At 62.9% G+C, this 13,751-nt stretch carries 12 protein-coding genes; 5 read left to right on the top strand and 7 right to left on the bottom strand.

The window, feature by feature from the left end:
• Positions 1-222: 222 nt before the first annotated feature.
• The 5 genes from C1X29_RS27760 to C1X29_RS27740 are packed head-to-tail and all read left to right on the top strand — an operon-like array spanning position 223 to position 5,804.
• Positions 223-1,887, top strand: a complete 1,665-nt coding sequence (locus C1X29_RS27760; protein WP_102718909.1) for an AMP-binding protein — start codon at positions 223-225, stop codon at positions 1,885-1,887.
• A 16-nt stretch (positions 1,888-1,903) separates the two neighbouring features.
• Positions 1,904-2,665: an SDR family NAD(P)-dependent oxidoreductase gene (locus C1X29_RS27755; RefSeq protein ID WP_102718908.1), complete on the top strand. Its 762-nt coding sequence runs from the start codon at positions 1,904-1,906 to the stop codon at positions 2,663-2,665.
• 12 nt (positions 2,666-2,677) lie between these two features.
• The gene (locus C1X29_RS27750; RefSeq protein ID WP_102686093.1) at positions 2,678-3,868 is read left to right on the top strand and encodes an acetyl-CoA C-acyltransferase; all 1,191 of its coding nucleotides are present in this window, start codon (positions 2,678-2,680) and stop codon (positions 3,866-3,868) included.
• 20 nt (positions 3,869-3,888) lie between these two features.
• The gene (locus C1X29_RS27745) at positions 3,889-5,016 is read left to right on the top strand and encodes an acyl-CoA dehydrogenase (protein ID WP_011334278.1); all 1,128 of its coding nucleotides are present in this window, start codon (positions 3,889-3,891) and stop codon (positions 5,014-5,016) included.
• A gap of 14 nt (positions 5,017-5,030) precedes the next feature.
• Positions 5,031-5,804, top strand: coding sequence for an enoyl-CoA hydratase (locus C1X29_RS27740; protein WP_039768644.1), 774 nt, complete (start codon positions 5,031-5,033; stop codon positions 5,802-5,804).
• Between the two features lie 254 nt (positions 5,805-6,058).
• Here the strand turns inward: C1X29_RS27740 and C1X29_RS27735 are convergent, their stop codons facing one another.
• The 7 genes from C1X29_RS27735 to C1X29_RS27705 all read right to left on the bottom strand — a co-directional run bounded on the left by C1X29_RS27735 (position 6,059) and on the right by C1X29_RS27705 (position 13,630).
• Positions 6,059-7,210, bottom strand: a complete 1,152-nt coding sequence (locus tag C1X29_RS27735; RefSeq protein ID WP_039768643.1) for an acyl-CoA dehydrogenase family protein — start codon at positions 7,208-7,210, stop codon at positions 6,059-6,061.
• A gap of 3 nt (positions 7,211-7,213) precedes the next feature.
• Positions 7,214-8,320 (bottom strand): enoyl-CoA hydratase/isomerase family protein, encoded by a 1,107-nt coding sequence (locus tag C1X29_RS27730; protein WP_085745587.1) that lies wholly within the window; start codon positions 8,318-8,320, stop codon positions 7,214-7,216.
• Positions 8,321-8,510: 190 nt separating this feature from the next.
• Positions 8,511-9,197: an HPP family protein gene (locus C1X29_RS27725; protein ID WP_102686096.1), complete on the bottom strand. Its 687-nt coding sequence runs from the start codon at positions 9,195-9,197 to the stop codon at positions 8,511-8,513.
• A gap of 157 nt (positions 9,198-9,354) precedes the next feature.
• On the bottom strand, positions 9,355-10,533 hold the full coding sequence (locus C1X29_RS27720; protein ID WP_102718907.1) for an MFS transporter: 1,179 nt from the start codon (positions 10,531-10,533) through the stop codon (positions 9,355-9,357).
• Between the two features lie 16 nt (positions 10,534-10,549).
• Positions 10,550-11,902: an MmgE/PrpD family protein gene (locus tag C1X29_RS27715; protein WP_102718906.1), complete on the bottom strand. Its 1,353-nt coding sequence runs from the start codon at positions 11,900-11,902 to the stop codon at positions 10,550-10,552.
• On the bottom strand, positions 11,899-12,789 hold the full coding sequence (locus C1X29_RS27710) for a polysaccharide deacetylase (RefSeq protein ID WP_102718905.1): 891 nt from the start codon (positions 12,787-12,789) through the stop codon (positions 11,899-11,901). Before C1X29_RS27710 ends, C1X29_RS27715 begins: the two co-directional genes overlap by 4 nt.
• Positions 12,782-13,630, bottom strand: a complete 849-nt coding sequence (locus tag C1X29_RS27705) for a polysaccharide deacetylase (protein WP_085745591.1) — start codon at positions 13,628-13,630, stop codon at positions 12,782-12,784. The genes C1X29_RS27710 and C1X29_RS27705 overlap by 8 nt, the downstream gene beginning before the upstream one ends.
• Positions 13,631-13,751 lie beyond the last annotated feature (121 nt).

Here is a 13,751-nt window from a genome sequence, read left to right as displayed (position 1 = left end):
TCCCTTCCAGAGCTGGAACGCGGAGCGTCCCTTGAGGCATTCCCACGCAGAGCGTGGGAACGATCATCGCGGCACGGCGTGGGAGCGATCAAAGTCCGGAACCTTGGCCAAACCAGTCATCCACTTTGAGGGCTTTGACCATTGCCGCAGACGGCGTGCGGCGCGAGTATTCCTCTGTTGTTTACGGTTCCCCAACCTAATAAGAACAGAGGGATTCTGGCAATGCGCGATTACTTGTCTGCCACCAAACAGTTTGATTATCAGCACACCGTGGACGCCGCCCTCAGCGGCTCGCTCGAGGCGCTCAACGCCTGCGTCGAATGTTGTGACCGCCACGCCTTGCCGGGGCGTATCGCGCTGTTCTGGGAAGGCCGCGACGGCGCCAGTGCGACGTATACTTTCAGCGACCTGCAGGACAAAGCCGCGCGTTTCGCCAATTTCCTTCTCGCCCAGGGCGTGCAGAAGGGCGACAAGGTCGCCGGCCTGCTGCCGCGCAACATCGAATTGCTGATCACCGTGTTCGCCACCTGGCGCATCGGCGCGGTGTATCAACCGCTGTTCACCGCGTTCGGCCCCAAAGCCCTTGAACATCGCCTGAACAGCTCCGGCGCCAAAGTCGTGGTGACCGACGCCGCCAACCGGTCGAAACTCAGCGAAGTCGCCGACTGCCCGACGCTGGTCACCGTTGGCGGCCCGAAAGGCCAGGGCATCGTCCGTGGCGATTTCAGTTTCTGGGCCGAGCTGCCCAACCATTCAAATGTCTGCGAACCGGTGATGCTGACCGGCGAAGACCCGTTCCTGCTGATGTTCACCTCGGGCACCACCGGCCCGTCGAAAGCGCTGTCGGTGCCGCTCAAGGCAGTCGTGGCGTTTCAGAGCTACACCCGCGATGCCGTGGATCTGCGCCCGGAAGATGCGTTCTGGAACGTCGCCGATCCGGGCTGGGCCTACGGCATCTATTTTGGCGTGACCGGCCCGTTGTCGATGGGCCATCCGATCACGTTCTACGATGGCCCGTTCACCCTCGAAAGCACTTGCCGGGTGATCAACAAGTACGGGGTCACCAACCTCACCGGTTCGCCCACGGCGTATCGCCTGCTGATTGCCGGTGGCGATGAGTTCGCCAAATCGATCAAGGGCAAGCTGCGCATTGTCAGCAGCGCCGGCGAGCCGTTGAACCCGGAAGTGATCCGCTGGTTCGCCGACAACCTCGGCGTGGTCATTCACGACCACTACGGCCAGACCGAGCTGGGCATGGTGCTGTGCAACCACCACGGCCTCGAACACCCGATCCACCTCGGCGCCGCCGGTTTTGCTTCGCCGGGCCATCGCATCGTGGTGCTCGACGAGCAGAACAACGAACTCGGCGTCGGCCAGCCCGGCATCCTCGCCATCGACCGCACACAGTCGCCGATGTGCTGGTTCGCCGGTTACCAAGGCGCGCCGACCAAGGCCTTCGTCGGCAATTACTACCTGAGCGGCGACACCGTCGAGTGGAACCCGGACGGCAGCATCAGCTTCGTCGGCCGCAGCGATGACGTGATCACCACGTCCGGCTACCGGGTCGGCCCGTTCGACGTGGAAAGCGCACTGATCGAACACCCGGCCGTCGTCGAGGCAGCAGTGGTCGGCAAGCCCGATCCGGAGCGCACCGAACTGGTGAAAGCTTTCGTCGTGCTCAACCCGCAATACCGCGCGGAACCTGCGCTGGCCGAAGAACTGCGGCAACACGTGCGCAAGCGTCTGGCCGCGCATTCATACCCCCGTGAAATCGAATTTGTCAGCGAGTTGCCGAAAACCCCGAGCGGCAAATTGCAGCGCTTTATCTTGCGCAACCAGGAAATCGCCAAGGCTCAAGAGGCCGCGGCGCACAACGTTTCAGCTTGAATCCAAGGAAACAGTCATGCAGATCGAAAACAAGGTTTTTATCGTCACCGGCGGCGCATCCGGCCTGGGTGCCGCCACCGCTGAATTGCTGGTGAGCGCCGGCGCCAAAGTGATGCTGGTGGACATGAACGCCGACGCCGTCGCCGCCCAGGCCCAGCGCCTCGGTGCGCAGAGTGTGGTGGCCGACATCAGCAACGAAGCCGCCGCCGAAGCCGCCGTGCAGGCGACTGTGAAAGCCTTCGGTAGCCTGAATGGTTTGGTGAACTGCGCCGGTATCGTTCGCGGCGAGAAAATCCTCGGCAAGAATGGCCCGCACGCCTTGTCCAGCTTCGCTCAGGTGATCAACGTCAACCTGATCGGCAGCTTCAACATGCTGCGTCTGGCAGTGGCAGCGATTGCCGAAAGCGAAGCCAACGCCGACGGCGAACGCGGTGTGATCATCAACACCGCCTCGGTTGCGGCGTTCGATGGCCAGATCGGTCAGGCTGCGTATTCGGCGTCGAAAGGCGCAATCGCCAGCCTGACCCTGCCTGCGGCCCGTGAACTGGCGCGCTTCGGCATCCGCGTGATGACCATCGCCCCGGGCATTTTCGAAACACCGATGATGGCCGGCATGACCCCGGAAGTCCGCGACTCGCTGGCCGCCGGCGTACCGTTCCCGCCGCGTCTGGGCAAACCGGCCGAGTACGCCGCGCTGGTGCGGCATATCATTGAAAACAGCATGCTCAACGGCGAGGTGATCCGTCTCGACGGTGCCTTGCGCATGGCCGCCAAGTAAGGAGGATTTCCCATGACCATCTCCAACGATCCGATTGTCATCGTCAGCGCCGTCCGCACCCCGATGGGCGGTTTTCAGGGCGAACTGAAAAGCCTGACCGCGCCGCAACTGGGCGCCGCTGCAATCAAGGCGGCGGTTGAGCGTGCCGGTGTCGCCGCCGATGCGGTCGATGAAGTGATGTTCGGCTGCGTATTGCCGGCCGGTCTCGGCCAGGCGCCTGCGCGTCAGGCTGCGCTGGGCGCGGGGCTGGATAAATCCACCCGCTGCACCACGGTCAACAAGATGTGCGGTTCGGGCATGGAAACCACCATTCTGGCCCACGACATGCTGCTGGCCGGCAGCGCCGATGTGGTGATCGCCGGCGGCATGGAAAGCATGTCCAACGCGCCGTATCTGCTGGACCGCGCCCGCGCCGGTTACCGCATGGGCCACGGCCGGGTGCTGGATTCGATGTTCCTCGACGGCCTCGAAGACGCCTACGACAAGGGCCGCCTGATGGGCACCTTCGCCGAGGATTGCGCCGAAACCAACGACTTCAGCCGCGAGGCTCAGGACGCCTTTGCCATTGCCTCGACCACCCGCGCCCAGCAGGCGATCAAGGACGGCAGCTTCAAGGCCGAGATCGTTCCGCTGACCGTGACCGTTGGCAAAGAACAGGTTGTGATCAGCAACGACGAGCAGCCGCCAAAAGCCAAACTGGACAAGATTGCCTCGCTGAAACCGGCGTTCCGCGAGGGCGGCACCGTGACGGCGGCCAACTCCAGCTCGATCTCCGACGGCGCAGCGGCGCTGGTGCTGATGCGTCAGTCGCAAGCGCAGAAGCAGGGCCTGAAACCGCTGGCGGTGATTCACGGCCACGCAGCCTTCGCTGACACCCCGGGCCTGTTCCCGGTGGCGCCGATTGGCGCGATCAAGAAGCTGATGAAGAAAACCGGCTGGTCGCTGGATCAGGTCGATCTGTTTGAAGTCAACGAAGCCTTCGCCGTAGTCGGCATGGCGGCGATGACCCACCTGGAAATCCCTCACGACAAGCTCAACATCCATGGCGGCGCCTGCGCCCTGGGCCATCCGATTGGTGCCTCCGGCGCGCGGATTCTGGTGACCTTGCTCTCGGCCCTGCGCCAGAAGGGTCTGAAGCGCGGCGTCGCGGCGATCTGCATCGGCGGCGGCGAAGCCACGGCGATGGCTGTCGAGTGCGTCTGAACCCGAGTTAAGGATTTGCCATGATTCCCAATGACGACCAGCAACAAATCCGCGACATGGCTCGGCAGTTTGCCGAGGAACGGTTGAAACCGTTCGCCGCCGAGTGGGATCGCGAGCATCGCTTCCCGAAAGAAGCCATCGGCGAAATGGCCGGGCTGGGCTTCTTCGGCATGCTGGTGCCGGAGCAGTGGGGCGGTTGCGACACCGGTTACCTGGCCTACGCCATGGCCCTGGAAGAAATCGCCGCCGGCGACGGCGCCTGCTCGACGATCATGAGCGTGCACAACTCGGTGGGTTGCGTGCCGATCCTCAAGTTCGGCAACGACGACCAGCGTGAGCGCTTTCTCAAACCGCTGGCCAGCGGCGAAATGCTCGGCGCTTTCGCGTTGACCGAACCACAGGCCGGTTCCGACGCCAGCAGCCTGAAAACCCGCGCACGCCTTGAAGGCGATCACTACGTGCTCAATGGCTGCAAACAGTTCATCACCTCCGGGCAGAACGCCGGGATCGTGATCGTGTTTGCGGTGACCGACCCGAGCGCCGGCAAACGCGGGATCAGCGCATTCATCGTGCCGACCGACTCGCCGGGCTACAAAGTCGCCCGCGTCGAAGACAAGCTCGGCCAGCACGCCTCGGACACCTGCCAGATTCTGTTCGAAGACGTGAAAGTGCCGGTAGCCAACCGGTTGGGCGAGGAGGGCGAGGGCTACAAGATCGCCCTGGCCAACCTCGAAGGCGGCCGCGTCGGCATCGCTTCGCAATCGGTGGGCATGGCCCGCGCCGCGTTCGAAGCGGCGCGCGATTACGCCCGTGAACGTGACACCTTCGGCAAGCCGATCATCGAGCATCAGGCCGTGGCGTTCCGCTTGGCGGATATGGCCACCCAGATCGCCGTGGCGCGGCAGATGGTGCACTACGCCGCCGCCCTGCGTGACAGCGGCCAACCAGCGCTGGTCGAAGCGTCGATGGCCAAACTGTTCGCCTCGGAAATGGCCGAAAAGGTCTGCTCCATGGCATTGCAAACCCTCGGCGGTTACGGTTACCTCAACGACTTCCCGCTGGAGCGCATCTACCGCGACGTGCGGGTCTGCCAGATCTACGAAGGCACCAGCGACATTCAGCGCATGGTCATTTCGCGCAATCTTTGAGAAGGAATCTGCACATGAGTTATGAAACGATTTTGCTGGAAACCCATGGCCGCGTCGGCCTGATCACCCTCAATCGCCCGCAGGCGCTGAACGCCCTGAACGCGCAACTGGTCAGCGAAGTGAACCGCGCGCTCGATGGTTTTGAAGCCGACGCGAACATCGGCTGCATCGTCATCACCGGCTCGACCAAAGCCTTCGCCGCCGGCGCCGACATCAAGGAAATGGCCGATCTGACCTACCCGCAGATCTACATGGACGACCTGTTCAGCGACAGCGATCGCGTGGCCAACCGCCGCAAGCCGATCATCGCGGCGGTCAACGGTTTTGCCCTGGGTGGCGGCTGTGAACTGGCGTTGATGTGCGACTTCATCCTGGCCGGCGACAACGCCAAATTCGGCCAGCCGGAAATCAACCTCGGCGTGCTGCCGGGCATGGGCGGCACCCAGCGCCTGACCCGCGCGGTGGGCAAGGCCAAGGCCATGGAAATGTGCCTGAGCGGCCGCATGATCGACGCGGTGGAAGCCGAGCGCTGCGGCATCGTCGCGCGGATCGTGCCGAGTGCCGAGTTGCTGGATGAAGCGCTGAAAGTCGCGGCGGTGATCGCCAGCAAATCGCTGCCGATTGCGATGATGGTCAAGGAAAGCGTCAACCGCGCATTCGAAGTGAACCTGACTGAAGGCGTGCGCTTTGAGCGCCGGGTGTTCCATGCGGCGTTTGCGACGCAGGATCAGAAGGAAGGGATGGCGGCGTTTGTGGCGAAGCGGCCTGCCGAGTTCCAAGGCAAATAACGCGGCGCCCTCAAAAGCCCCCTCACCCTAACCCTCTCCCAAAGGGAGAGGGGACTGACCGAGTTGTTTTCGGGAGTTGCACCGACCTGAGCTACCGAGTTGAACTCAGGCTTGAATAGCGCGGGATTGGTGTCTTCGTTAGGCAATTCCATAATCGACCGGGATGTTTCAGGTCGATGTATGACGCCAGACACCTCGGTCAGCTCCCTCTCCCTGCGGGAGAGGGCTGGGGTGAGGAAAAGGGGCCGACACGGTCACAACTGATAGTTCTTCAACTCCCGAGCAATCACCATCCGCTGTATCTCGCTAGATCCCTCATAAATTTGGGTAATCCGCGCATCCCGGTAGTACTTCTCAACCGGGTAATCCTCCAGATACCCATACCCGCCATGAATCTGAATCGCTGACGAACACACCTTCTCGGCCATTTCCGAAGCAAACAGCTTGGCCTGTGAAGCCTCCGACAGGCACGGTTTGCCCGCCGTACGCAGCCGCGCCGCATGCAAAATCATCAAGCGTGCTGCGTTGATCTGCATCTGCATGTCCGCCAGCAGGTTGGCGATGCTCTGGTGCTCGACAATCGCCTTGCCGAACTGCACCCGATCACGGGCGTAACCCAGCGCAGCTTCAAACGCCGCTCGGGCGATGCCCAATGCTTGCGCGGCAATACCGATGCGTCCGCCTTCCAGGTTGGAAAGGGCAATCGCCAGACCTTTGCCGCGCTCACCCAGCAGATTCGCTTCAGGAATGCTGCAATTGTTCAGCGTCACCGCGCAGGTGTCGGAGGCGCGGATGCCCATCTTGTGTTCGGTCCGGTCAACGATGAACCCCGGCGTATCGGTCGGCACCAGAAACGCCGAGATCCCGCGCTTGCCGAGATCCGGATCGGTCACCGCAAACACGATCGCCAGTTTTGCCCGTTTGCCATTGCTGACAAATTGCTTGGCGCCGTTGATCACCCATTGCCCGTCGCGCAGTTCGGCGCGGGTGCGCAGGTTGTGTGCTTCGGAGCCGGCCTGGGGTTCGGTCAGGCAGAAGCAGCCGATCACCGCTCCGCTGGCCAGGTCCGCCAGCCAGGTCTGCTTCTGTTCTTCGCTGCCGTAGTTGAGCACCGGCCCGCAGCCCACAGAGTTGTGGATGCTCATGAACGCGCCGGTGGCGCCGTCACCCGCGGAAATCTCTTCCACTGCCAGCGCATAGGCCACGTAGTCGACGTAAGTGCCGCCCCATTCTTCCGGCACCACCATGCCCAGCAGGCCGAGTTCGCCCATCTTCGCCACCAGACCGTCATCGATCCAGCCGGCTTTTTCCCAGGCTTGCGCGTGGGGGGCGATTTCGCCGCGGGCAAAGTCCCGGGCCATGTCGCGGATCATTACCTGGTCTTCAGTCAATTCGAGATCGTGCATGGCTCAGCTCCCGCTCTCTTCGAAACCGTGGAAGAAACTCTCGACCTGCTCGGCGTGCAGTGCAGCCAGGGTCGGCGGGTTCCAGCGTGGTGATTTGTCTTTGTCGATCAGCAAGGCGCGGACGCCTTCGATCAGGTCGCCGCGTTCGAACCATTGGCGATCCAGATGCAGTTCGAGGGCGAAGCAGTGTTCCAGGCTCAGGTGCCGGCCGCGACGCAGCATTTCCAGGGTCACGCCCATGGCCAGCGGCGAGCGGGTTTCCAGCAGGTCGGCGGTGGTGGTCGCCCATTCGTGGCTGTCGGCGACGGTGACGGCGCGCAGTTGCTCGACGATGCTCGGCACATCAGGCAAGGCGAAGAAATGGTCGATGGCCGGGCGCAAGGCCTCAAGCGGCGCATCCGGCAGGGTTTGCACGGCGTGGCGGGCCAGCAGGTTTTGCAGGTCTTTGAGCGGCGTGTCGTGCCACTCCAGGTGATCGAGCTGTTCGTCGAGAGTGCCGAGTTTGCTGCTGTCCAGATACCAGTCGGCGAGGCCGCAATACAGCGCATCCGCTGCACGGATCTGCACGCCGCTGACGCCCAGATAAATCCCCAGCTCGCCGGGAATGCGCGGCAGGAAATAACTGCCGCCGACATCCGGGAAATAGCCGATCGCCACTTCCGGCATCGCCAGACGGCTCTTCTCGGTGACCACCCGCAGATCGGCGCCTTGCACCAGACCCATGCCGCCGCCGAGGACGAAACCGTCCATCAGCGCCAGCACCGGTTTGCGGTAGTGGTGGATCGTCAGGTCGAGGGCGTATTCCTCGACGAAGAAATCTTCGTGCAGCGTGTCGCCGCTTTTATGGCTGTCGTACAGGGATCGAATGTCGCCACCGGCACAGAAGGCTTTCTCGCCGGCACCGCGCAGCACGACGGCGTGGATATCGGCATCGGCGGCCCAGGCGTCCAGGTGTTGCTGGAGCTGGCGCACCATGTCGAGGGTCAGGGCATTGAGGCCGGCGGGGCGGTTGAGGGTCAGATGACCGATGTGATTGCGAACCTCGGCCAGCACTTCGTGCGGCGTGGCATCCATGGACGAAGTCCGCGGGGATGAAGCCTGAGCAGTCATCACTAACTCCCTGCTTTTATTGTCTTTATTCGAGAAGCTCGCGCGCGAGCGTTACCGGATCGTAACAGTGCAAATTTGCCGTGTACAACGGGGATATGTGCACGGGCTGTCTGCATTTTTACCTTAGGCCAAATGCACGGGATCGGGGCTTCTTTTCAATCGACAACGCTGACAGGGACTGGCTCCGGACTCAGCGGAACACCTGGCCAATGCTGCGCCGCTTGGCATGCAGTTCACTGGCATGAATCAACTGCTCCAGATCCTCCGGCGTGACATCGATGAATGCCTCCATATCGGCCAGTGCCAATTTCAGATCCTCGGCCGTGATGGACTGAATATCCACCGGGGCCACAGCCGGCGCGGGTTCGGCAGGGCGTTTCGGGTAGCGGATGCGGGTGAGGTTGTTGTAGGCCAGTGCGGCCAGCAGCAGGCACGCGGCGCTGAGCATCACCGGTTCCAGGGCTTTCCAGTCCATGGCGATGGTCATCGGGTCGGCCAGCACCATGGTCAACGCGACGGCGCCGGCCGGTGGGTGCAGGCAGCGCAGCCAGCACATCAGGATCAGCGCCATGCCGGCGGCGAGGCACGCACTGCCGAGGGTTCGGCCGAGGACGTGGGCCACCAGCAACGCAACGACGCCTGCGCACAGGTAGCCGCCGATGATCGACCACGGCTGGGCGAGGGCGCCGGACGACACCGCGAATAGCAAAACCGCCGAAGCGCCCAGTGGGCCGATCAGGTGGTAGGCCACTTCAATGCCGAACACCTGACTGCACGCCCACACGCTGAACAACGTGCCCAAGGCCATGCCGATCGCGGCGCGGCTCCATTCGGTGGGGCGGGTGTTGATGGCGGCGGGCAACCAGCGAGCGAGCATGCAGAATCGATCCTTTGCGAAATTCAGGGCAAAAAAAAGGACTTGTCCGTAAACGCGGAAAGTCCTTCGAAGTGTTCCAACTATTGGGGGAGGAACGCGCACAGTGTGCCAAGCATTCACGATGCTGACAAATTCATATAAATGCAGTTTCAGTGCATTATTTATGCAGTAAAGCCACGCGTCGCCCGCTCATGAAACAAAGGAAACCGCCCATAGCCGTCAATGCGCTGAGCGCATAGAACATGGTCGGCGCCGGCGTGTGCATCAGCAGGAAGCCGCAAATTACCGGGCTCAGCGCGCCACCCAGCGCCGCCAGATTCTGCGCGCCGTAATAGCTGCCGCGCAGTTCTTCCGGGGCCAGGGTGTCGACGAACAGGAACTCCGACGGGTAAATGATCATCTCGCCGAGGGTGAAGATGAACATCGCGATGCACCACGTCACCAGGCTGTCGGCGAGGCTGAAACCGATCAGGCCGAGGATGAACAGGCTGGTGCCGGCGGCGATCCAGTAGCGCAGTTTTTCCCGGTTGAGGAAACGACCGATCTGGTATTGCAGCAGGATCACCGCGATGGCGTTGCAGGCGAGCAGGGCGGCCATGGTTTGCAACGCGCGCTGCGAGTCTTCGACCACCAGCAGGTATTGCGACAGGTACAACGTGAAACGCCCGTGAACCACGGTGCTGAGCAGACAGCCGCAAGTGAACATGATCAATGTGCGGTCGTTTTTCAGGGTGATCAGCGTTTTCAGGAAGCTTTGCGGCTGGCCGATGGCGGCGACCGGGCTGGCGTCCTTCGGGATGCCGATCATCAGGAAGATGCTGCCGAAAGCGATGCCCGCAGCAATCAGGAACGGCGCAATCGGGTACACCCCGGCGATCACCACACCGAGCATCGGGCCCGTGGCGTAGCCGATGTTGGTCAGGGTATAGCGCAGGGAAAATGCCTTGGCCCGTTGGCCCATGGGCAGGTTTTCACTGAGGATCGCCTTGGAGCCGATCAGGAACAGCGCCGAGGCGGTTTCGGTGATGACCAGGGTGGCGGTCGTCAGGTACAGGTCTTTGGCGAATGTCAGCAGCACGAAGCCGATGGCGCTGGAGAGCATCGCCAGAATCAGCAACCGGCGCTTCTCGAGCCGGTCGATGATGTAGCCGCCGTACAGCGCAAGCAGGGTGGCGATGAACACCGCGATGCCCAGCAATAACCCGACATCCTGTTGGTCGAGGCCGAGCTTGTTGCTCAAAAACAGGGTGAGCAACGGACTGGTGATGGCGCGGCTGACGACGATGGTCAGCGAGACGATCATCAGGCGGCGGATAACGAGCGAGTAGGTGGCCACGGAAAATCAAATGTCCTTATTCGGTTAACAGGTGCTCGAGATCGCGCACGGAATCCAGCGTTTGCAGTTGCCGCAGCTGCGCCAGTAAAGGCTCAGCCTTGACCGGTGAAATGACCCGCAACGCCAGACTGAAAAACTTCTCCTCCAGCGCCGCCTCGCTCAGCGGATTGCCCGGCGCGCCCAGCGGCACCTCGACACACAGGCTCGCCTGACGCCCGTCGCGGGTTCGAACAATGACCAGCGGCTCGCCATCCTCCGACAGACACTCATCCACTTCAAGGCGAATGCGCATCAGCCAATGGGCAATGCGCGGATCGTCGCGCGGCTGTTCGTCGTAAGCCTCGAGTCGGCAATGGCCGTGCACCAGTCGCGCGGCGAGGGCGTAGGGCAGGCTCATCTGCGCGGCGGCCAGACTTTGGATGTCGCGACCGCCGCACATGTCGAGCAGAAACCCGCACAGGTGCACCTGGATGTCTTCAACCTGATCGGCGCCAACCTGCAATTGCTCCAGCAACAAGCCGAGCGCATCGATCGCCGAATGAGTGCCACGGCAGGCGGCATAGGGTTTGATCGAACAGCGCGCGAGTTTCCAGACCTGTCCCAATTCGGCATCCAGCGCATCCGGCTGCGCGCTGCCCGGCGCCAGGGTTTTGAGAAACCCGCCCCAGACATCCTCGAACAACACCGACGGCCCGCTGACGCCTTCACGGGCAAAACGCGCCGCGAGCAAACCACCCTCGGCCGCACGACCGCTGTGCAGTTTCTTGCTTTGCGAACCGTCATGGATGAACGCCCACAACCCGCCGCTGAAACTGCCGGCGATGCCCAGTGCCGACACGGTTTGCCCGACATCCAGCGCAAAGATCCGTGCACAGGCCGCCGCCGCGCCGAACACGCCGCAAGTGGCGGTCGAATGCCAACCGGCGCCGTTGTGCGCCGAATAACTGCCGCAGGCTTCCAGCACCCGCCGGCCGATTTCGTAGCCGATCACCACGGCGGTGATGAATTCGCGACCGTCCACCGGCCTATCCACCAGCGACAGCGCCGCCATCACCGCCGGCAACACCACCGCGCCGGAATGATCGCAACCGCCGGTGTCGTCCAGCTCCAGCGCATGGGCGGCGATGCCGTTGAGCAACGCCGCATGTCCCGCGCCGACCCGCAACGATGAACCCCAGACCAACGCAGTGCCGGGTTCGGCGCCGAACACCTGCCGCGCCTGAAGCGCCACCGCGCTGTCGGCCCCGGCCAGTGCTGCGCCGAAGGTGTCGAGAATGTGTCGCTTGGCCTGCTCCACCAATGCTGGCGGCAGGTCTTCAAACCGCGTATCGACGCAAAACTGCGCCAGCCGCTGCATGCGTTCGGTCATACGAGGTAGTCCCGATAGTGGCGCTCATACACCGACGCCGGATGATCCTGCGCAACCGGCGTCGCCGTCTGCGCCCACCACTGCGCGACTTCGGCACCAGTGGCGATCCACACGTCGTCGTGCTGCTGAATGCCTTGCAGCAATTCCCGCAGCACACCGATACGCCCCGGCGTGGCGATGATTTCCGGATGCAGGCGCAGCACGTAGCACAGGCCGAAACGGTGGAATCCGGCGAAGTCCATTTGCAGGTTGCCGAGGGTGTGGCTGTAGGAGGCGATTCGCGATTGTGCCGGCGGCACGGCCGGGCTCAGATTGAAGGCGAAGTAAGGCTCGTCTTCCAGTTCGTAATGCAGCGGCAGCTCGACCACTTTGGGCGCCGTCGGGTGCAAGAACGGCAGGTCATCGCCACGCCATGACGAAGACCATTGGATGTCGTGATCTTTCAAGGCTTCGATGAAGCCCGGCGCTCCGTTACCCGCAGGAATCCGGAAACCGGTCGGACGCACGCCGGTCAACGTTTCCAGCGCTGCACAACCCTTGGCGACTTCCGCACTTTGCGCCGCCAGATCCAGCGTGTCGTAATCCTGATGCCGGTAGCCGGCGCAGGCTATTTCATGGCCGTCAGCCAGAATCGCGGCGATGTGCTGCGGGTTTTCCTCGGCGACGATGCCGGGCACGAACCAGCTGCTGCGTACCCCGAGTTCCCTGAACAGGCCGAGCAAACGCTCGACGCCCCGTTGCGTGCCATAGCGCCATACCGAGAGCGTCTTGTCGCGCCCGGCGACTTCCGGGGCCTGGGTGAGAATGCCGTGGATGTCGTTGTAATCGACGGTCAGCACCACCGCGCAGCGTTTGCTGGCGGGCCAGAGGTTGTCAGCGTCAGCCATGGTGATGCTCCTTCAGCCACCAGCGGGCGACGTCGCGGCAGGTGGCGAACCACACGTCATCGCGCTGGCGCATGTGTTCGAAGAGTTTCTCCAGCAACAGGATGCGCCCCGGTTTGCCGGTGATTTTCGGGTGGAACAGGGTGGTCAGGCACAGGCCTTCGTCCATTGCGCCGTCGTACTCGCGTTGCCAGTTGTCGAGGGTCAGCTCGTAGCTGGCGGTGCGGTCGAGCCCGGACGGGAAGTTCGGTGCGCGGGTGTAGGCGAGGGAGGCGTAGTCGTCCATTTCCCAGCGGCCGGGGATTTCCACCAGTGGCGTGTCGTGGCCGGGGACGTTGACCAGATACGGGCGGTCGTCGCCGCGCATGCTGCTGGAATAGATGACGCCGTTGTCGGCCAGCATTGCCGGGGTTTCGGCGCGCCAGTCGCCAGACGGAGTGCGAAACCCCTCGGCGCGGATGTGCAGGTATTGCCAGAAGACGTCGCGGGATTTGTTCATCACGGCCTGCTGCTGGTCCAGCGTCAGGGCGTAGAAGGATTCGTGTTTGTAGCCGTGGTAGGCGACTTCATGACCGCGCTCGACGATGGCCTGGCATTGTTTCGGCCAGTTTTCCACGACCCACGCGGGGACGAAAAAGGTGGTCGGGATCTTGAAGGCGTCGAGCAGATCCAGCAGGCGCGGCAGGGCGCGGTAGGGGCCGTAGCCGCCGAAGCCGAAGTATTCGGGTTTGTGCCAGATCGAGTTGTTGAGCATGGCATCGCCGGTCGGGCCGTCGAGGTCGAAGGCCAGGGCGAGGCAGGCGTGGTGCTGGTCGGGCCAGGTGGGTTGTTGGGGGGCGGACATTGTTGTGACGCTCCGGGGTTTGGTCAGTTGGATCCTGGGTGTTGATCAGATCGAGCCCTCACCCCAGCCCTCCCGAAACGTCGGACCGCCCGGAGGGAGAGGGAGCCGATCGGGGTGTTCT

The organism is Pseudomonas sp. GW456-12-10-14-LB2 (assembly GCF_002884345.1).
In the GTDB taxonomy this organism is placed as follows: Bacteria; Pseudomonadota; Gammaproteobacteria; order Pseudomonadales; family Pseudomonadaceae; genus Aquipseudomonas; species Aquipseudomonas paraglycinae.
This window is presented reverse-complemented; position numbering and strand designations above follow the sequence as displayed.

Bases quoted from the DNA above. Each gene is read 5' to 3' on its own strand.
- C1X29_RS27760 (WP_102718909.1), top strand. From the start codon at position 223: ATGCGCGATTACTTGTCTGCCACCAAACAGTTTGATTATCAGCACACC.
- C1X29_RS27755 (WP_102718908.1), top strand. From the start codon at position 1,904: ATGCAGATCGAAAACAAGGTTTTTATCGTCACCGGCGGCGCATCCGGC.
- C1X29_RS27750 (WP_102686093.1), top strand. From the start codon at position 2,678: ATGACCATCTCCAACGATCCGATTGTCATCGTCAGCGCCGTCCGCACC.
- C1X29_RS27745 (WP_011334278.1), top strand. From the start codon at position 3,889: ATGATTCCCAATGACGACCAGCAACAAATCCGCGACATGGCTCGGCAG.
- C1X29_RS27740 (WP_039768644.1), top strand. From the start codon at position 5,031: ATGAGTTATGAAACGATTTTGCTGGAAACCCATGGCCGCGTCGGCCTG.
- C1X29_RS27735 (WP_039768643.1), bottom strand. From the start codon at position 7,210: ATGCACGATCTCGAATTGACTGAAGACCAGGTAATGATCCGCGACATG.
- C1X29_RS27730 (WP_085745587.1), bottom strand. From the start codon at position 8,320: ATGACTGCTCAGGCTTCATCCCCGCGGACTTCGTCCATGGATGCCACG.
- C1X29_RS27725 (WP_102686096.1), bottom strand. From the start codon at position 9,197: ATGCTCGCTCGCTGGTTGCCCGCCGCCATCAACACCCGCCCCACCGAA.
- C1X29_RS27715 (WP_102718906.1), bottom strand. From the start codon at position 11,902: ATGACCGAACGCATGCAGCGGCTGGCGCAGTTTTGCGTCGATACGCGG.
- C1X29_RS27710 (WP_102718905.1), bottom strand. From the start codon at position 12,789: ATGGCTGACGCTGACAACCTCTGGCCCGCCAGCAAACGCTGCGCGGTG.
- C1X29_RS27705 (WP_085745591.1), bottom strand. From the start codon at position 13,630: ATGTCCGCCCCCCAACAACCCACCTGGCCCGACCAGCACCACGCCTGC.